Here is a 19019-nt window from a genome sequence, read left to right on the forward strand (position 1 = left end):
CATGGGATGGCTTTCGCCCTACCGCCTGGCCAGGATGTCGGCGTGGCCCACGATCAGCTCCACCCGCATGACGGCGGCGCGGCGGCGCTCACGCCAGGCGCCGATACGGTCGGCCATGGCGGGGTCGCGCGCTTCCGCCTGGGCGGCCAGCATGTCCACCAGGTCCAGGTGCGCCTGACGGGCGCGCAGGCCTGACAGCCGCCAGTCCGAGCGGGCGCCGTCCAAACGATAGCCCGCCGCCTCCAACCTTTCCACCAGGACGGTGGCCGCCTGGTCGCCCAACGGGGGGCCAAAGCCGTAGTCGCGCCGGGCCGCGGCCGTCGCCAGTTCCACCACCATGCCGTCGTCCGGATCCTCCGGCCGCCAGAGCAGCCGGCCGTCCTGCACCCCGGTGGCCAGCACCGGCGGCAGGCCGCTAGCCGTCAGTTCGATAACGAAATGATCGAGCCATTCCGCCGATGCACGATCGAAGAAGGCGTTGCCGGTGACGCCATCATGGCGCTGGATGCCCAGATCGTGCAGGTCGGACGACATGTCCTGCTGGATCAGCGTCAGGCGGCTGCGCATATCGTCGCCGAACAGGATCAGCTCCCCCACCGCGCCCGGTGTCGCGGTATCCGGCGGATTGCGGGCCACGCCCCAGCCCAGTTCATGCGCCCAGCGCTGCATGCGCTCCGCCACGCCCCCCAGGACCGTCGCGTCGGTGTCCATCAGGGTCCAATCCTGGATCATGCGTCCCAGGCGGGGCAGCAGATGGCGGACGTTGGCGCCCAGCCCCGCACCCAGATCCAGGACATGCGGACGCGACGGCACCATGCGGGCGAATTCCCAAGCCAGCTCGATGGCCCGCGCCTTGTCATCCAACGGTTCGCGCAGGGCCTGCCAGGCGCTGTCGATGATCTGCGGCTGGATCATGCGCGGCCTCCGCGACCGCCGCCGGTGGGCGGGCCGAAAGGGGGGGCTGGGGCCGGAGCGTAGGCACGGAACATTCCCGTTCGGGTCCTGACGTGACGGGGCCGGCACGGTGGCCGGAAACAAACGGAAAGGGGCTGGGAAACACCGTTGCATCAGGGGGTTGCTGCGGTGTCGATCACACCGCCGGGCAACCGCTCAATGCCTGGATGCGCCACTTACTCTGGTGTTTCCCGCCGGGAAAAGCCATGGCGCGATCGGTCATATCGGCTGGCCGTCCGGCGCGGGGCTGGCGCCGTGGTCGTCGCCAGCGCGGGATTTATTCCCGCGCGGCGTCCCCCGGCGGGCTGGGGACCCATGCAACGCTAGCGCTTCGCCCGTCCCCCGGGGACCGATACCGTGTTAAATGGCTGTGGATGGTTGTGCCGGGCGGGCTAAATGACCATCTGCTGCCCATGCGCCGGCGCCGCTGTTTCGCGCCTTTTCACAGTTTGTCACCCTTTCCCGTGTCGCCTGGATATACCCGCATGTCGCTCGCCGCCGAACCGATCTCGCCCCTGCTGCGGACCGCCAGCCGCTCCGTCCAGCGCGCGGTGTCCGAGCTGCGCCGCGGCGACCTGGTGATGCTGCAGGGCGGTGACGGCCGTGCCCTGCTGCTGCGCGCGGCGGAGATGGCGGACGCCCCGGCCCTGGCCCTGGTGCGGCAGGCGGCGGCCCAGGGCGGTGCGGGCGAGCCCACCCTGGTGGTGACCGACAAGCGCGCCATCGCCGCCGGCCTGCTGGCCCAGGCGGTGGAACCGGCGCAGGCCGACCCCACGGGAGCGGGCACCGTGGTCATCGCCCCGGCGCCGGGCCTGACACCCGACCTGGTGCGCCTGCTGGCCGACCCAACCCGCCCGGGCCACGCCACCCTGGACATCACGCCCACCGTCCGTCCCTTCCCCTCGGCCGAGGGCGAGGCCCTGCTGCTGGTCAAGCTGGCGCGTCTGCTTCCGGCCGTCGTGGTGGCCGAGGTTCCGGCCACCCGCGCCGCCGAGGTGGCGGCGCGCAACGATCTGCTGACCGTGCGCGGTGCCGACGTCCAGGCCTACCAGGCCGCCGGTGAGTCCACCCTGCGCCAGGTGGTGGAGGCGTCCGTTCCCCTGCTGGATGCGGAGGACACGCGCCTGATCGCCTTCCGCGCGCCGGACGGCGGCGTGGAGCATCTGGCCATCCTGATCGGCAATCCCGACCCGGCGCAGCCCGTGCTGGCCCGCCTGCATTCCGAATGCTTCACCGGCGACCTGCTGGGCTCCCTGCGTTGCGACTGCGGCGCCCAGCTGCGGGGCGCCATCCGCGAGATCGCGGCCCAGGGCAGCGGCGTGGTGCTGTACCTGGCGCAGGAGGGTCGCAACATCGGCCTGATGAACAAGCTGCGCGCCTATCGCCTGCAGGATGCCGGCGTCGACACGGTGGACGCCAACCTGATGGTGGGCTTCGAGGCCGACGAGCGCACCTACCTGCCGGCCGCCACCATGCTGAAGGCCCTGGGCTTCCACGCCGTGCGCCTGATGACCAACAACCCGGACAAGCTGTCCCAGTTGGCCCGCTGGGGCGTGCAGGTGGTGGACCGCGTCCCCCACATCTTCCCCGCCAACGGCCACAACATCGCCTACCTGCGCACCAAGGCGGAAAAGGCCGGCCACCTGCTGTGACGGGCTGCTGGGACGGCCTGCTGGGACGGGCGGCCCGGCAAGTCCGGCTGTTGCCGCCCGGTTGAATTTGCCGATGGACGGTTCCGCAGGGTCGGTGTCGTTAGCTAGTACGTTGAAAACAATCAATATTTAGACTGGCATATCGTTTGCTTCGGGATGTGGGTGCAGGAGAAAGCCCCATGACCCCCAGCGTCCAGTCTGCCCTGTCGCCGTCCTACCCCGATCCCGCGCTGGCGGGTGGCAACGCCACGGCCGCGACCACCGGCCAGGCGGGGTTGACGGGCGATTTCCAGGACCAGCTGGGCCAGCAGGTGGCGCAGGACGCGACGCAGCAGGCCGGCGCCGTGCCTGGCCAGGTGGGCGCCGTCCCGGTGGGCACCGCGGCCGCGGTCCAGGCCCAGATGGACGCCCAGGCCGCCGCCCACAAGGACAACCACATGTCCTTCTGGGACGTGGTCGACATCATCAACCCCCTGCAGCACATCCCCGTCATCAGCACGATCTATCGTGAGATCACGGGCGACACCATCAAGGCCCCGGCCAAGATCCTGGGCGGCCTGCTCTATGGCGGCCCCATCGGCATGGCGCTGGCCACCGGCGACGCCATCATCGAGGAGGAAACGGGCGAGGACGTGGGCGCCCACGTCATGGACGCCCTGGGCCTGGGGCACCACAAGACCGGCACCGTCACGCTGGACCCCGATGAGGACCAGGGCGGTGGCAAGGGGCGCAAAGGCGGCCAAGGCGGTGGCCAGGGCGGGCAGGAGCAGCCGGACCACGCCCCCACCGCTGGCCGCGCGCCCGTGGCCAAGGTCGACTCCCTGGTGCTGGCGCCCCAGACGGACGGTGCGGCCCTGGCCGTGGCGCCGGCGGCGCCGGCTCAGCCCGTTCCGGGTCAAATGGTGCGCACCAGCTCGGTCCCCGCCGGCGCCGTGCCCGGCCTGGCCACGCCGGCCACCACGGTGAGGTCCCAGGGCCAGGCCTTTCCCAACCTGGCGGCCGTGCCCGCCATGGCCGTGAACGCGCCGGCCATGACCTCCTCGGGGGTCGTGCCCGGCGCCAACCCGTCCCAGGCCCTGGCGCAGCAGGCCAGCCAGATCACCAACGCCACCCAGTCGATGGCTCAGGCCGCCAATGCCGCCGCCAATATCGGTGTCGGCACTCAGTCCATGCCCATGGCGGCCGGCCCGCAGCTGATGCCGGCCCAGGCCGCCGCCATGGCCAATGCCGCCAATCCGGCCGCCGCCGCGTCCGAGGCGGGGTCCCACCTGGGGCAGAAGCAGGCCCACGGCCTGACCCTGGCCAACTACCGCGCCATGGCGGGCGCCGGCGCCGGCACCCCCACCGGCCGCACCCTGGTCGCCCCCAGCTATGTCCAGAACATCAAGTCGGCCACCGCCGGCCCCACGGTGCTGCAGACCGGCGCGGTACAGGCCAACGCCGCCCAATCCCAGGCGGTACAGTCGCAGGCCGCCCAGTCCCAGGCGGCCATGGCCGCCGCCTCCCACCCCGCCATGATCCAGGTGATGGACGGCGGCACGGCCGGCAACGCGCAGCCGCAGCGCACCCCGGTGCCCCAGGCCATCCAGGCCTACAACAACGCCATGGGCCAGGACACGGCCACCCTGCTGGCCCAGGCCACCGCCGCGTCGGCCAGCATCAACGGCACCGGCGCCCCATCGGGCGCGCAGCCGGCCCTGCCGCCGCGGCCGGTGCCCGGCGGCACCCTGTCCGCCAGCGCCATGCCCCCTGCCGGCGCCTCTCCCGCCATTGCCATGGACGGGCAGGGGGCACCCCAGGCCGGTGCCGCCCAGACGGGCGCCGCCGTCATCAGCAACGCCACCGGCGGCCCGCCGCCGCTGCCCAAGCAGTTCATCGCCGACATCATGATGGCCAACCTGGCCAAGTATCAGGCCATGAAGGACGCCCAAGGCGCCCCCCACTAAGTCCGGACGCATTGAGCCGGCCCAATTGATCAGGGCGCCCGTTGAGGTATAGAGGGGGGATGGACATCCATCTGATCCCCGATGCCGCCATTCCCGGCCCCCCTGGTTCCGGCGCCGGTTACCGGCTGCGCTGGCGCGACGGCCAGGGACGGCCGCAGGAGGCCGCCTGCGTCGTCGGCCGGGGTGGCGTCATCCAGGACAAGCGGGAAGGGGACGGGGGAACACCCGTGGGCTGTTTCCCGCTGCGCCGCGTGCTCTACCGCCCGGACCGCGTCCCCGCGCCCGTGACAGCCCTGCCGGTGGCGACGGTCGCGCCGGTGGACGGCTGGTGCGACGATCCCGGCCACCCCGACTACAACCGCCCGGTGACCCTGCCGTTTTCCGCCAGCCATGAGGTGATGTGGCGGGACGACCACGTCTACGACATCATCGTGGTGCTGGGGCATAACGACGACCCGCCCGTGCCGGGCCTGGGCAGCGCCATCTTCATGCACCTGACGCGGCCCGACCGCGCCGCCACGGCGGGCTGCACCGCCCTGGACCTGGACGATTTGCGCCGGCTGCTGTCTCACTGCCAGCCGGGGGACCGGCTGTGCGTGCCGGCCCCATCAAAGGACTGATCCCCATGAGCGATATCCTGCCGTTGGGGCCCTTGCCCCGCCTGATCGGCCACCGGGGTGCCGCCCGCCACGCGCCGGAGAACACGCTGTCCGGCATCCGCATGGCGGCGGCGCAGGGCGCCAAGTGGGTGGAGGTGGACGTCAAGCTGACGGCCGACCTGGTGCCGGTGCTGATGCACGACGACACGCTGGACCGCACCACCGACGGCACGGGCCCGGCCAAGGACATGACGCTGGACGCCCTGCGCCAGCTGGACGCCGGGTCCTGGTTCTCCCCCGCCTTCCGGGGGAGAAGGTGCCGACCCTGGTGGAGGTCATCCAGCTGGCGCTGGCCCTGAACCTGGGGCTGAACCTGGAGATCAAGCCCTGCCCGGGGCGGGAGGAGGAAACGGCCGGCGTCGCGCTGACCCTGGCCTATTCCCTGTGGCCGGACGACCGGCCGCCGCCCCTGGTCTCCTCCTTCGCCGACGCGTCGCTGGACATGGCGCGCCAGGTGGTGCCGCGCTGGCCCCTGGGCTATCTCATCGACCGGCGGCCGGCCAACTGGCGCCAGCGGGTGGAGCAGTTGGACGTCAGCACCATCAACGTCAACGCCCGCAGGGAGGACGCGGCCAGCATTCGGGAGTATAAGTCCTCCGGGCGGCCGGTCCTGGCCTACACGGTCAACACGGTGCCCATGGCGCGGGAGGTGCTGGGCTGGGGCGTTTCATCGGTATTCACCGATACACCCAGCGGGCTTATGGAAATCGCGGGCTGAAACGGCGGGGTGGGCGGGCAAAAACATCAGGCGCAGTCCACGTCAAGCGGATGAGGGGCCTTTCGCCCGCCCTGGTTTTCCTATATCCAGCCTGCGATATGTTAGCGGCCGCCCGCCGCCACCCTATATGTATTGGGGACCGAACCATTCCGGTGATCCCTCCGCATGGGGCACGGGTTGGCACGAGGTCCGGTTTTCGGGAGACGTGAGTTGAAGGCGCTGCGGCCATTGGTGATGTCCGGTAAGGAAGTGCTGCCCGTTGTCGAGGGCGGCAAAGGCATCTCCGTTTCCAACGGCGAAAGCTCCGGCGCATGGGCGTCGGCCGGCGGCGTTGGCACCTTCTCCGGCGTCAACGCCGACGCCTACGATGACAATGGCCAGCTGATCCCGCAGCTCTACCACGGCAAGACCCGCCGGGAACGGCATGAGGAACTGATCAAGCATTCCATCCGCGGCGGCATCTACCAGGCCCGCGTGGCGCATGAGACGGCCGGCGGCGAAGGCCGCGTGCACATGAACGTGCTGTGGGAAATGGCGGCGGCCGAGCAGATCCTGCACGGTGTGCTGGAAGGGGCCCAGGGCCTGATCCACGGCATCACCTGCGGCGCCGGCATGCCCTACCGCGTGGCCGAGATCGCCGTGAAGCACGGCGTATACTACTACCCCATCGTCTCCTCCGCCCGCGCCTTCCGCGCCCTGTGGCTGCGCGCCTACAACAAGTTCCGGGATTTCCTGGGCGGCGTCGTCTATGAGGATCCTTGGCTTGCCGGCGGCCACAACGGCCTGTCCAACAGCGAAGACCCGCTGAAGCCCGAGGATCCCTATCCGCGCGTGAAGGCCCTGCGCGAGATGATGAACAGCTTCGGCCTGAACGAGACGCCCATCATCATGGCGGGCGGCGTTTGGTGGCTGTCGGAATGGGACCACTGGCTGGACAATCCGGAGATCGGGCCCGTCGGCTTCCAGTTCGGCACCCGTCCGCTGCTGACCAAGGAAAGCCCCATTTCCGACGCGTGGAAGCAGCGGTTGCTGACCCTGAAGCAGGGCGACGTCTACCTGAACCACTTCTCCCCCACCGGCTTCTATTCCTCCGCCGTCAGCAACCCCTTCCTGGAAGAGCTGAAGGGTCGGGCCGAGCGCCAGGTGGCTTATTCGGTGGAGCCGGTCGGCGACCTGACCGCCGAGTTCATGGTGGGCCCGCGCGGCCGCCCGGTGTACCTCACCGAGCATGATCGCGAGCGGGCGCAGGGCTGGGTGGCCGGCGGCGACAGCGTGGCCCTGAAGACCCCGGACACCACGCTGATCTTCGTCGATCCCGCCCAGGCGGAGGTCATCCGCCAGGACCAGATCGACTGCATGGGCTGCCTGTCGGCCTGCAACTTCTCCAATTGGGCGCAGAACGAGGAAGGGACCACGGGCCGCAAGGCGGATCCGCGTTCCTTCTGCATCCAGAAGACCCTGCAGAACATCAGCCACTCCGAGGATGTGGAGCACCAGCTGATGTTCGCCGGCCACAACGCCTACCGCTTCGCCAGCGACCCCTGGTACCAGAACGGCTTCGTGCCGACGGTGAAGCAGTTGGTGGAGCGGATCGCGACCGGGTACTAAGCGCGGATCATCGCGGGGGAAGGGGGCCGGTTTCGGCCCTCTTTTCGTTTGTCCGGCCGAACCATGGCTGCCGCCAACCTTTTCCCCGGGCGCAGTCCAGGCCAGCGCCTTTAAATCTGGATTCATTCCAAATTTCATGGCTGAATAGCGGAAATCCTTGAGGATCGGGTCTTTTCCGGTCCGCGTTCTTGCCCATATGCAGATCATGACCGACCTCACACCCGCCCCCCTCACCGCTGAAGATTTCAGCAGCGAAGCGACAGCCATCCAGGCGATGGCCATCCAGGCCACGGATCGCCTGGCGCGCGCGGGCCTGCGTCCCACCCGCCAGCGCGTGGCCCTGGCCAAGCTGCTGTTCGACGGCCATGACCGCCACGTGACGGCGGAACAGCTGCATGGCGAGGCGTCGACCGCCGACATGCGGGTGTCCCTGGCCACCGTCTACAACACCCTGCACCAGTTCACCGAGGCGGGCCTGCTGCGCGAGGTGGTGGTGGAGGCCGGTCGGTCCTACTTCGACACCAACGTGTCGGACCATCACCACTTCTTCTTCGAGGGCAATGGCCACCTGATCGACATCCCGGGCGACGCCCTGGCCGTCAGTGGCCTGCCCGACGCGCCCGCCGGCACCCGGGTCGCCCGCGTGGACGTCATCATCCGCCTCAGCGATGGCGCCTGAACGGCGGACGTCATCCGTCCCCATCCGTCAACCCTCCCCTGGCGGGCGCGGCGATCGTTTAGAATTTGTCTAGACGAATTGCCCCGCCGGCGTGGGCGTGGCATGATCTTCGCCCGCATGAAAGGCCACCGCAGATGGCCGCTGAAGGTTGGCGTGAACCCTGTCGTGGAGGACTGTTGCCATGTCGCTCAAGGGTACCAAGACCGAAAGCAACCTGAAGGAAGCGTTCGCGGGCGAAAGCCAGGCCAATCGCCGCTATCTCTATTTCGCCCAGAAGGCCGACGTCGAAGGCTACAACGATGTCGCGGCCGTGTTCCGCTCCACCGCCGAAGGCGAAACCGGCCACGCCCATGGCCACCTGGAATTCCTGGAAGAGGTCGGCGACCCCGCGACGGGTGAGCCCATCGGCTCCACCGACCTGAACCTGAAGGCCGCCATCGCCGGCGAGACGCACGAATACACCGACATGTATCCCGGCATGGCCCGCACCGCCCGCGATGAAGGCTTTGACGAGATCGCCGACTGGTTCGAGACGCTGGCCAAGGCGGAGAAAAGCCATGCCGGCCGTTTCCAGAAGGCGCTGGACCAGCTGAACAGCTGACATCGCCTGGTACCGCCTGATCTTCCCAGCCCTATCCCGACGCCGTCTCTGGACTGGGGGCCCTGGACCGGGGGTCGGCGTCGGCGGAGGTGCGCCCATGCGCGAAGGCAGCCTGGAGGCCCCCGTCCGCCATCCGGTGGATTGGCGGAGCCCGGATTTCTATGACGAGGCGCTGCTGGACGCGGAGATGCGGCGCGTCTTCGACGTCTGCCACGGCTGCCGCCGCTGCTTCAACCTGTGTGACAGCTTCCCCCGCCTGTTCGACCTGATCGACCAGTCCCCGTCGGAAGAATTGGATTCGGTGGACAGCGGGGACTTCGCCAAGGTCGTGGACGCCTGCACGCTGTGCGACATGTGCTTCCTGACCAAGTGCCCCTATGTGCCGCCGCATCCCTTCAACCTGGATTTCCCCCACCTGATGCTGCGCTATCGCGCGGTGCGGGTGCGCAAATCAGGCGTGCCCGTCGCGGTGGACCAGATGACCCGCACCGACCGCAATGGCCGTGTCGCGGGCAAGGTGGCGTCCCTGGTGAATTGGGCCACATCCACCGGTAACCGGCTGACCCGCCGCGTGATGGAAAAGGTGGCGGACATCGATGCCGCCGCCAGCCTGCCCAGGTTCCACGGCCGCAGCTTCGTCGCGCGCGCGGCCGACGACCCGCCGGCGGTCAACCCGATGGGGCCGGCCGCGGGGCGCAAGGCCGTGTTCTACGCCACCTGCTTCGTCAACTTCAACAACCCCGGCATCGGCCAGGCGGCGCAGTCCATCCTGGCGCACAACGGGGTCGCGACCGACGTGGCCTATCCCGCCTGCTGCGGCATGCCCCAGTTGGAACAGGGGTGTATCGAACAGGTGGTGGAAAACGCCGGCCTGGTCGCGCGCCAGTTGGCATCCTGGATCGACCAGGGCTATGACGTCATCGCCCTGGTGCCGTCCTGCGCCCTGATGCTGAAATTCGAATGGCTGCACCTGGTGCCGGCGGACCATCCCGACCGCGCGGCGGTGGAGCGCTTGTCCAAGGCCACATTCGACATCGCGGAATACATCGTCGACATCGCCCAGAAGGAAGGATTGGCCCCCGGCCTGCGTCCGCTGGACGGCGGGGTGACCCTGCACATCGCCTGCCACGCCCGGGCGCAGAACATGGGGCAGAAGGCGGCGGAGATGCTGCGCCTGATCCCCAAGGACGCGGAGGGCGGACGGTTGGGACCGGCCGAGCTGAAGGTGGTGGAACGCTGCTCCGGCCATGGCGGCAGCTGGGGCATCATGAAGGGCAATTTCGAGACGGCGCTGAAGGTGGGCAAGCCGGTGGCCAGCCAGGCCGTGAAGAACGCCAAGCATTACCTGGCATCCGAATGCCCCCTGGCGGGGGAACATGTCCGCCAGGGGGTGGAGCGGCTGGATCCGGCGCAGGCCGCATCGATGGAGCAGCTGCATCCCGTCGAAATCTTCGCCCGGGCCTATGGGCTGTAAAGCCTTTGGGGCATAGTCCGGGCGCCTTCAGGAGACCCCGCCATGACCCAGGCCCCTTCTCCCATTTCCAGCCGGCGGCACGCCATCGGCCGCGACGACATCATGTCCATGGAAGAGTACGGCCAGGTACGGGCGGAGCGCCGCCGCGCCCTGGTGGCGGTGAAGCGTAACCGCCGCCTGGCGGTGGGCCCCTACGCCACCTTCTATTTCGAAAGCTATGAGACCATGTGGTCCCAGGTGCACGAGATGCTGTTCATCGAGCGCGGTGGCGAGGCCCAGGTCGAGGATGAGCTGCGCGCCTACAACCCGCTGATCCCCAAGGGGCGGGAACTGGTTGCCACCATCATGTTCGAGATCGACGACCCCCTGCGGCGCAAGGCCCTGCTGGGGCGGCTGGGCGGGGTGGAGAACACCCTGTGGCTGGAGTTCGCTGGCGAAAAGGTGCACGGCCTGCCCGAGGCCGACCTGGACCGCACCTCATCCGCCGGCAAGGCCTCCAGCGTGCAGTTCGTCCACTTCCCCTTCACCGACGGCCAGGTGGCCCTGTTCCGCCAGCCGAACACGCGGGTGGTGGTGGGCTTCGACCACGACCAGTATCCGCATATGACGGTGATGCCGGAGGCCGTGCGCGCCGCCCTGGCGGACGACTTAGATTGATCGGCATTAAAAAGGCCGGCGCCTGGCGGGCGTCCGGCCTTTTGTCCTGACGGGCCGCGGTCCTTACCGGACGATTTCCAGCGGCCTCGCCGGTGACACCTTGCCGCCCACGTGGGGATAGGGGCTTTCCGTATCGAACATGTCGATGCTGTCGGGATCGTAGGGGAACCAGTTGGTGGGCTTGTCGTCCGATCCCGGCGTGCCCGGTGGCACGGGCGCCAGGCTGTGACCGGAGGGTTTGCCCGGGCCACTCTTCGCCACCACCTGGTGCAGTCCGTAGATGGCGGCCAGGCCCAGGGTCGGCCCCAGGATCATCAGGCTGGCCCCCCAGGCCAGGATGGCGATGTCCATCTTCAGGCCCAGACCGGGCAGCAAGAGCTGGGCGGCGCCGTACACGGCCAGTTCGGACACGCCGAAAACCAAGCCAAGGCCGATCGCGTTGAAAGCAGGCACATCCTGAAGGATCTGAGCGTCCTTTTTCATAGCAGCCTCCCTATTTATTACAGGAATGATGCGCTCACTTTTTCGATTCCGCCACTACCCATTTGGACGTCTGGAAAAGACGGTCCCAGTCTTTCGCAATTGCGAAATAAACCCGGCCCAAACCGGCACCTCTTTCCTTAACGCCCAGGTCCCGTGTTAAGGTCCCGCGCTTTCACGGTTTTGGGTCATTCGGCTTTCAAGGGTAGGCGGGCATGGATCAGGCGGGTGGTTTACGGGTTTTGCTGGTGGGGGGCACGGGCCTGGTGGGGGCCCATGCCCTGACCATGCTGCTGGAGTCGCCCAAGGTGGCCCAGGTGGTCAGTCTGGTGCGCAAGCCCACTGGCCTCACGCCCACCGGCCAGCAGCATGCCAAGCTGCGTGAACTTGTGGTGGACTTCGCCACCCTGACCGACCTGCCGCCGGACGTGCGGGTGGACGCGGTGCTGTGCGCCCTGGGCACCACCCGCAAGGACGCCGGCAGCGACGCCGCCTTCCAGGATGTGGACCTGAAGTACGTGGTGACGGTGGCCAAGGCCGCGCGCCGCGCCGGCGCCACCTTCTTCGGCGGCGTTTCCTCCGTCGATGCCGACTCGACCTCCCACCGCCTGTATTTGAAGACCAAGGGCATGATGGAGGACTACGTGGCCACCCTGGGCTTCACCTCCCGCCATTTCCTGCGCCCCTCGCTGCTGCTGGGCCGGCGTAGGCAGGACCGGCCGCTGGAACGGTTCTTCCAGCTGCTGGCGCCCGTCATCGGCCCCTTCCTCAGCGGCCGCCTGGAAAAGTACCGCCCCATCCCGGCCAAAGTGGTGGCCGCCGCCCTGGTCACCACCGCCAGCCAGCCGGCCATCGGCGGCGTGCGCACGCACGAATACAGCGCCATCCGCTCGCTGGCGGGAATGTGACACGCGCGCCTGGCGGTACAGGCCCCTCGGCGCGGGGCGCGGGCCTGGATGTCACCCGGATGTCGTGAGATCCGCCGCGTTCAGCCAGTGGATGCGGCCGAAGCCCGCCACCAGGTGGGCCTGGGTGATCTCCATCCGCCAGAAGCGGAAATCGGGAAAATCGGCGTAAAGCGCGGCGGAGGGGTGGCGGTCAAGGTAGACGGCGCGCGCCGCCTCCGCCTCCTCGCCGGCCAGGGCTTCCGCCCGGCCCATGACAGACAGGCGCGGCCCGGTCAGGGGGTTTTCCCGGCCGGCGGTATCCTCGAACAGCAGGGCGGCGCGGCCGTCCTGCCGCAGGTTGCGGGTGTGCAGCGCCAGTTCCGACAGCAACAGCAGCGGGCGGCCCGCCCCGTTCCCCGTCCAGTCCATCGCCACCAGCACCAGCGACGGATAGGGCCAGCCGGCCACCGCCGCCGCGTCCTCCGCCGAAGGGGTGACCAGAGTGGTCAGCGTGGCCTGGGACCGGCCGCCCAGCAGGGCGCGCGCGGTGCCCACCGCTTCCGGCGGCGTGTTGGCGGGAGGTATATCGGGAGGCATTGTCACCGGCGTCACTCCACCCATTTCTTTGGAACCGTCCAGCCCCTTGCGGACTATTCCTCAAGTGGCAGGGGCGGCTGCATACTTCGCCGTAATCATGCCATAGTGCCGGGCAATCTGGTGAACTGGGGCTGCCCCCCGACAGTTGGTCGGACGGGCGGCCGGGGCAAGTGGGAAGAGGGGAAAACTCCGTGGTTCAGACCATCGCGCTGGTTGACGATGACCGTAACATCCTGACCTCCGTCTCCATCGCGTTGGAGGCAGAGGGGTACGAGGTGCGCACCTACACCGACGGGGATGAGGCCCATCGCGCGCTCAGCTCGCGGCCGGTGGACCTGGCCGTGCTGGACATCAAGATGCCGCGCATGGATGGGATGGAGCTGTTGCAGCGCATCCGCCAGAACTCGGCCATGCCCGTCATCTTCCTCACCTCCAAGGATGATGAGATCGATGAGTTGCAGGGCCTGCGCATGGGCGCCGACGACTACATCAAGAAGCCCTTCTCCCAGCGCCTGCTGATCGAGCGCATCAAGGCCCTGCTGCGGCGCGAGGTGCTGAACGCCGGCGGCGGCAAAGGAACGGTGGAGCCCGGCTCCGTCATGGTGCGCGGTGAGCTGGTGCTGGACAACGCCCGCCATTCCTGCACCTGGAAGGGGCAGGAGATCGACCTGACGGTGACGGAATTCCTGCTGGTGAAGGCGCTGGCCCAGCGCCCCGGCCACGTGAAAAGCCGCGACCAGCTGATGGACGCCGCCTATGGCGAGCACATCTATGTCGACGACCGCACCATCGACAGCCACGTGAAGCGCCTGCGCAAGAAGTTCAAGGTGGCCGACTCGGACTTCGCCCAGATCGAGACCCTGTACGGCGTCGGCTACAAATACCGCGACGCTTGAGCGGCTAGGGGCGCCCCCCGGGAAAAATGCCGGAAAGTCCTAGGACGCGACCGCGTCGCCGGAGCGTTCCGGGGAGCGCGGCGGACTGAAAGCGAGGATAGCCAAGGGGCGCATGCCCCGGCGGCGCCTGAGGAACCTGATATGCTCAAGGACATGCTGGCACGGCGCGCGGCCCCCGCCGGGGGGACCGCGGCAGCGCAGGGAATGGCGGCGGCCCCTCTGCGGCGCGGCCCCCAGGCGGAGGCTGATGGCGACGCCAAACCGGTGGTGCGTGCCCGCCGGCGCCGCTCCTATGGCGTCATCTCCCCGCTGACGCGCCACATCCTGACCGTCAACCTGCTGGCGCTGGCCTTGCTGTTGTCGGGCCTGCTGTATCTGGAGCGCTATCAGGACTGGCTGGTGCAACGCCAGCTGGACATCCTGACGACCGAGGCGCGCATCTTCTCCGGCGCCCTGGGCGAAGGCGCCATGGAGCCCAGCAGCGATGAATTCAACGAGCCCGCGGGCACGCTGTCCTGGACGCTGGCGGCCCAGATGGTGCGCCGCCTGGGCGACACCACCGACACCCGCTTCCGCCTGTACGATCCCAAAGGCAAGCTGCAGGCCGACAGCCGGGTGCTGAGCCTGGCCAAGGGGACGCGCGTGCAGATCGAGGAGCTGCCGCCGCTGCCCGACGGCAACCAGCTGACCCAGCTGGGCATCGATCTCTACAATGCCATCGTGCGGGCGCTGCCCACCCGTGACCATCTGCCGGTCTATGCGGAGAACCGGGCCGCCGACGGCAGCCATTTCCCCGACGTGCAGAAGGCCCTGAACGGCGAGGCGGCCACCCACGTCTGGCGCGTGGCTGGCGATGCCGGCAAGCAGGACATGGTGCTGACCGTGGCCGTGCCCATCCAGCGCTACAAGCAGGTGCTGGGCGCCGTGCTGATCAGCCGCAGCGGGTCGGAGATCGATACCGAGGTGCGCGAGTTCCGCGTGAACATCCTGAAGGTGTTCGGTGGCGTCATCGTGCTGACGGTCCTGATGTCCATCTATCTCGCCAGCACCATCGTGCGCCCCATCCGCCGGCTGGCGGCGGCGGCCGACGATGTGCGCTACGGCCACGGCCGCCAGGCGGTGCTGCCCGACTTCTCCGGCCGGCATGACGAGATCGGCGACCTGTCGCAATCGCTGCGCGCCATGACGTCGGCCCTGTGGGACCGCATGGACGCCATCGAGCGCTTCGCCGCCGACGTGGCGCATGAGATCAAGAACCCCCTGACCTCCATGCGCAGCGCGGTGGAGACGGTGCAGCTGGTGAAGGATGAGACGCGGCTGCGCAAGCTGCTGGCCATCATTGCCGACGACGTGGGCCGCCTGGACCGCCTGATCAGCGACATCTCCAACGCCAGCCGCCTGGATGCGGAGCTGAGCCGCGCGGAAGCCAATTCCGTCGACCTGCGCCGCATGCTGACCATGTTCAAGGACATCCATGAGAACACGCTGGGCGCCACCCCCGACGAGGGGGAGGAGGGTGGACCGCCGCCGGTGACGGTGGAGGTGGAACTGCCGCCGGCCAGCCGCAACCTGGTGGTCCCGGGCATCGAAGGCCGCCTGACCCAGGTTTTCCAGAACCTGATCTCCAACGCCCTGTCCTTCTCCCCACCCGGGGGCAAGGTGGTGCTGGCGGCCAAGGTGGTGGGCGACAGGGTGGAGATCACCTGCACCGACGACGGCCCCGGCATCCCGGCCGGCAAGACCGAGGCCATTTTCGACCGCTTCTATACCGAGCGGCCGGCGGGCGAGAAGTTCGGCACCCACTCCGGCCTGGGCCTCTCCATCTCCAAACAGATCGTGGAGGCCCACAACGGCCGCATCTTCGCCACCAATCGCACCGACGCGACCGGCAAGGTGCTGGGGGCGGTGTTCACGGTGCAGCTGCCCCGGACCTGAATTTTTTAATGCGCGCAATTAAATTGCTGGATCACGGGCCGCGGCGCATGGCGGACATTAAGGCGCGGCGGCGCGGGCGGTCTTGAAATCGCCGTCAGGGCCGGTATCGTCGGCGGCCTACCCGTCCCCTAGAGTTCGTATTGGGGGTCCAACCGGGACAGGCCCAGCCGACATGAGAGCGCCGCCCCATGAGCTTGAACACCTACCGCGCCGGTCCAGACGAGCACGGCCATTTCGGTATCTACGGGGGGCGCTTCGTCGCCGAAACCCTGATGCCCCTGATCCTCGACCTGGAAAAGGCGTACACCGCCGCCAAGGACGACCCGGCCTTCAAGGCCGAGATGGGCTATTACCTGAACCAGTATGTCGGCCGCCCCAGCAAGCTGTACTTCGCCGAGCGGCTGACCAATGAGCTGGGCGGCGCCAAGATTTATCTGAAGCGCGAGGAGCTGAACCACACCGGCGCGCACAAGATCAACAACTGCATCGGCCAGATCCTGCTGGCCAAGCGCATGGGCAAGACCCGCATCATCGCCGAGACCGGCGCCGGCCAGCACGGCGTGGCCACCGCCACCGTCTGCGCCCTGTTCGGCCTGCCCTGCACCATCTACATGGGCGAGGTCGACATCGCCCGCCAGCAACCCAACGTCTTCCGCATGAAGCTGCTGGGGGCGGAGGTGAAGCCCGTCACCTCCGGCTCGCGCACGCTGAAGGACGCGATGAACGAGGCGCTGCGCGATTGGGTCACCAACGTCGGCGACACCTTCTACATCATCGGCACCACCGCCGGCCCGCACCCCTATCCCGCCCTGGTGCGCGACTTCCAGTCCATCATCGGCCATGAGGTGCGCGAGCAGATGGTGGCCATGGAAGGCCGCCTGCCCGACACGCTGGTCGCCTGCATCGGCGGCGGGTCCAACGCCCTGGGCCTGTTCCATCCCTTCCTGGACGATGCCGAGGTGGCCATGGTGGCGGTCGAGGCCGCCGGCCATGGCATCGAGACGGGGGCGCACGCCGCCTCGCTCACCGGCGGGCGGCCCGGCGTGCTGCACGGCAACCGCACCTATCTGCTGCAGGACGGGGATGGGCAGATCCTGGAAGGCCACTCCATCTCCGCCGGCCTGGACTATCCCGGCATCGGGCCGGAGCATTCCTGGCTGCACGACGTCGGCCGCGTCACCTATGTCAGCGCCACCGACAAGGAGGCGCTGGACGCCTTCCAGCGCCTGTCGAAGGTGGAAGGCATCATCCCGGCGCTGGAATCCTCCCACGCGCTGGCCGAGGTCATCCGCCGCGCGCCGACCCTGCCCAAGGATCACCTGATGGTCGTGAACCTCAGCGGCCGGGGCGACAAGGACATCTTCACCGTCGCCCGCGAACTGGGGGTCAGCCTGTGAGCACCGCATCTTCCCGTATTGATCGCCGCTTCGCCGCGCTGAAGGCGGAGGGCCGTGCCGGCCTGGTCGCCTTCATCACCGCCGGCGATCCCGATCACGATACCTGCCTGGACCTGCTGAAGGGCCTGCCGGGCGCTGGCGCCGACCTGATCGAGCTGGGCATGCCCTTCACCGATCCCATGGCGGACGGCCCGGCCATCCAGGCCTCCACCCTGCGGGCGCTGGCCGCCGGCGCCCGCATGACGCGCACGCTGGATCTGGTGAAGGCCTTCCGCGAGGGCGACGCCGACACGCCCATCATCCTCATGGGCTATTACAACCCTGTCTACGCCTATGGCGTGGACCGCTTCTTGGCCGACGCCAAGGCGGCTGGGGTGGACGGCCTGATCGTCGTCGACCTGCCGCCGGAAGAGGATGAGGAGCTGTGCCTGCCGGCCCAGGCCGCAGGCGTCAACTTCATCCGCCTGGCGACGCCGACGACGGACAAGGCCCGCCTGCCGGCCGTGTTGGCCAACACCTCGGGCTTCATCTACTACGTCTCCATCGCTGGCATCACCGGCGCCGGCTCGGCCACCAGCGACGCCATCGCCGCCGCCGTGGCCCACCTGCGGACGGGGACCGACCTGCCCGTGGCGGTGGGGTTCGGCATCACCACGCCGGAGGGGGTGGCCGACGTGGCCCGGGTGGCGGATGCCGCCGTGGTGGGCAGCGCCATCGTCCGCCGGCTGGAGGCCAACCTGGACGCCGAGGGCAAGGCCAAGCCCGGCCTGGTGCCCGACGTGCTCGGTTTCGTGGCCGAGTTGGCGGCCGGGGTGCGCGGCGCGCGGAAATAGGCTACAAGATCGGCTTTCACCTGTCCGGGGGCGCGCCATCAGGCGCCGCCCCCGCTGGTGTTTGTCAGCGCCGGCCCCGGCCAGGCGAATGTCTTTAAGGTTAAGCACATGAACTGGCTCACTAATTTCGTCCGCCCCAAGCTTCAGGCCCTGGTGTCCAAGAAAGAGGTGCCGGACAACCTCTGGCACAAGTGCCCGTCCTGCGGCGCGATGATCTTCCACCGCGACCTGGAAGAGAACCTGCACGTCTGCCAGCACTGCGGTTTCCACATGCGCCTGGATCCCATGCAGCGCCTGAAGATGACGCTGGACGCCGGTTTCCAGACCATCGAGCTGCCCAAGCCGGTGGTGGACCCGCTGAAGTTCCGTGACCAGAAGCGCTATACCGACCGCCTGAAGGACGCGCAGTCCAAGACCGGCCGTCCCGACGCCATCGTCGTGGCCCATGGCCGCATCGACGGACGCCCGGCCGTGGTCGCCGCCTTCGACTTCACCTTCATGGGCGGTTCCATGGGCATGGCGGTGGGCGAGGGCCTGCTGGCCGCGGCCAAGCTGGCCGTGCTGCAGCAGGCGCCGCTGATCGTGGTCCCGGCCTCCGGTGGCGCCCGCATGCAGGAAGGCATCCTGTCGCTGATGCAGATGCCGCGCACCATCATCGCCGCCGAGATGGTGAAGGAGGCGGGCCTGCCCTACCTGGTCATCCTGACCGACCCGACCACCGGCGGTGTCACGGCCAGCTTCGCCATGCTGGGCGACATCCACATCGCCGAGCCGGGCGCGCAGATCGGCTTCGCCGGCGCCCGCGTCATCGAAAGCACCATCCGCGAGACCCTGCCGGAAGGCTTCCAGCGGTCGGAATACCTGCTGGAACACGGCATGGTGGACATGGTGGTGCACCGGCGCGAGATGAAGGGCATGCTGTCCCGCCTGATCGATCTGCTGCGCAGCCCCGGCCCCAGCGCCGACGTGGTGCGCATCCCCACCGAGCCGTCGCGCCCGCGCCCAGTGCCGGTGAACGGCCGCTAAAGCCAGGGTTTGAACGGAGG

General features: G+C 68.7%; 17 protein-coding genes and 1 pseudogene. 15 read left to right on the forward strand and 3 right to left on the reverse strand.

Annotated elements, in window-relative coordinates; all coding sequences use genetic code 11:
* Nucleotides 1–18: 18 nt before the first annotated feature.
* A complete protein-coding gene (locus UAJ10_RS11790) occupies nucleotides 19–915 on the reverse strand; it encodes a hypothetical protein (protein ID WP_322915532.1) in 897 nt (298 codons plus the stop codon).
* 524 nt (nucleotides 916–1439) lie between these two features.
* On the opposite strand from UAJ10_RS11790, the gene ribA reads away from it, so the two are divergent.
* From ribA to UAJ10_RS11835, 9 genes and pseudogenes are all read left to right on the forward strand, one after another.
* Entirely contained in the window at nucleotides 1440–2606 is a 1167-nt protein-coding gene (gene ribA, locus UAJ10_RS11795) for a GTP cyclohydrolase II (protein ID WP_322915533.1), read from the forward strand.
* A gap of 179 nt (nucleotides 2607–2785) precedes the next feature.
* Nucleotides 2786–4552 (forward strand): hypothetical protein, encoded by a 1767-nt coding sequence (locus tag UAJ10_RS11800; RefSeq protein WP_322915534.1) that lies wholly within the window; start codon nucleotides 2786–2788, stop codon nucleotides 4550–4552.
* Between the two features lie 59 nt (nucleotides 4553–4611).
* Nucleotides 4612–5172 (forward strand): L,D-transpeptidase family protein, encoded by a 561-nt coding sequence (locus UAJ10_RS11805; RefSeq protein WP_322915535.1) that lies wholly within the window; start codon nucleotides 4612–4614, stop codon nucleotides 5170–5172.
* Nucleotides 5173–5273: 101 nt separating this feature from the next.
* Nucleotides 5274–5929 (forward strand): annotated as a pseudogene (locus UAJ10_RS11810) (glycerophosphodiester phosphodiesterase family protein).
* A 234-nt stretch (nucleotides 5930–6163) separates the two neighbouring features.
* Nucleotides 6164–7537 (forward strand): NAD(P)H-dependent flavin oxidoreductase, encoded by a 1374-nt coding sequence (locus UAJ10_RS11815; protein WP_322915536.1) that lies wholly within the window; start codon nucleotides 6164–6166, stop codon nucleotides 7535–7537.
* Nucleotides 7538–7811: 274 nt separating this feature from the next.
* Nucleotides 7812–8216 (forward strand): iron response transcriptional regulator IrrA, encoded by a 405-nt coding sequence (irrA, locus tag UAJ10_RS11820; protein WP_322917314.1) that lies wholly within the window; start codon nucleotides 7812–7814, stop codon nucleotides 8214–8216.
* 181 nt (nucleotides 8217–8397) lie between these two features.
* Nucleotides 8398–8817: a rubrerythrin family protein gene (locus UAJ10_RS11825; RefSeq protein ID WP_322915537.1), complete on the forward strand. Its 420-nt coding sequence runs from the start codon at nucleotides 8398–8400 to the stop codon at nucleotides 8815–8817.
* 97 nt (nucleotides 8818–8914) lie between these two features.
* Nucleotides 8915–10291 carry a (Fe-S)-binding protein gene (locus UAJ10_RS11830; RefSeq protein WP_322915538.1) on the forward strand — a complete coding sequence of 459 codons (1377 nt, stop codon included), beginning with the start codon at nucleotides 8915–8917 and terminating at the stop codon, nucleotides 10289–10291.
* Nucleotides 10292–10333: 42 nt separating this feature from the next.
* Nucleotides 10334–10948 carry a DUF3501 family protein gene (locus UAJ10_RS11835; protein ID WP_322915539.1) on the forward strand — a complete coding sequence of 205 codons (615 nt, stop codon included), beginning with the start codon at nucleotides 10334–10336 and terminating at the stop codon, nucleotides 10946–10948.
* 63 nt (nucleotides 10949–11011) lie between these two features.
* On the opposite strand, the gene UAJ10_RS11840 is transcribed toward UAJ10_RS11835, so the two are convergent.
* On the reverse strand, nucleotides 11012–11431 hold the full coding sequence (locus UAJ10_RS11840; protein WP_322915540.1) for a hypothetical protein: 420 nt from the start codon (nucleotides 11429–11431) through the stop codon (nucleotides 11012–11014).
* A gap of 212 nt (nucleotides 11432–11643) precedes the next feature.
* On the opposite strand from UAJ10_RS11840, the gene UAJ10_RS11845 reads away from it, so the two are divergent.
* On the forward strand, nucleotides 11644–12336 hold the full coding sequence (locus UAJ10_RS11845) for an NAD(P)H-binding protein (RefSeq protein WP_322915541.1): 693 nt from the start codon (nucleotides 11644–11646) through the stop codon (nucleotides 12334–12336).
* Between the two features lie 51 nt (nucleotides 12337–12387).
* Here the strand turns inward: UAJ10_RS11845 and UAJ10_RS11850 are convergent, their stop codons facing one another.
* Entirely contained in the window at nucleotides 12388–12912 is a 525-nt protein-coding gene (locus UAJ10_RS11850; protein ID WP_322915542.1) for a pyridoxamine 5'-phosphate oxidase family protein, read from the reverse strand.
* Between the two features lie 191 nt (nucleotides 12913–13103).
* On the opposite strand from UAJ10_RS11850, the gene UAJ10_RS11855 reads away from it, so the two are divergent.
* The 5 genes from UAJ10_RS11855 (at nucleotide 13104) to accD (ending at nucleotide 18999) form a co-directional block, all read left to right on the forward strand.
* The gene (locus UAJ10_RS11855) at nucleotides 13104–13808 is read left to right on the forward strand and encodes a response regulator transcription factor (protein ID WP_322915543.1); all 705 of its coding nucleotides are present in this window, start codon (nucleotides 13104–13106) and stop codon (nucleotides 13806–13808) included.
* Nucleotides 13809–14012: 204 nt separating this feature from the next.
* Nucleotides 14013–15743 (forward strand): stimulus-sensing domain-containing protein, encoded by a 1731-nt coding sequence (locus UAJ10_RS11860; RefSeq protein WP_322915544.1) that lies wholly within the window; start codon nucleotides 14013–14015, stop codon nucleotides 15741–15743.
* A 188-nt stretch (nucleotides 15744–15931) separates the two neighbouring features.
* On the forward strand, nucleotides 15932–17140 hold the full coding sequence (gene trpB / locus UAJ10_RS11865) for a tryptophan synthase subunit beta (RefSeq protein ID WP_145749037.1): 1209 nt from the start codon (nucleotides 15932–15934) through the stop codon (nucleotides 17138–17140).
* Entirely contained in the window at nucleotides 17137–17973 is an 837-nt protein-coding gene (gene trpA / locus UAJ10_RS11870; protein WP_322915545.1) for a tryptophan synthase subunit alpha, read from the forward strand. The genes trpB and trpA overlap by 4 nt, the downstream gene beginning before the upstream one ends.
* A 108-nt stretch (nucleotides 17974–18081) precedes the next feature.
* The gene (gene accD, locus UAJ10_RS11875; RefSeq protein ID WP_322915546.1) at nucleotides 18082–18999 is read left to right on the forward strand and encodes an acetyl-CoA carboxylase, carboxyltransferase subunit beta; all 918 of its coding nucleotides are present in this window, start codon (nucleotides 18082–18084) and stop codon (nucleotides 18997–18999) included.
* The last annotated feature ends 20 nt before the right edge of the window (nucleotides 19000–19019 follow it).

The organism is Nitrospirillum guaranorum, assembly GCF_034653275.1.
GTDB lineage: Bacteria > Pseudomonadota > Alphaproteobacteria > Azospirillales > Azospirillaceae > Nitrospirillum.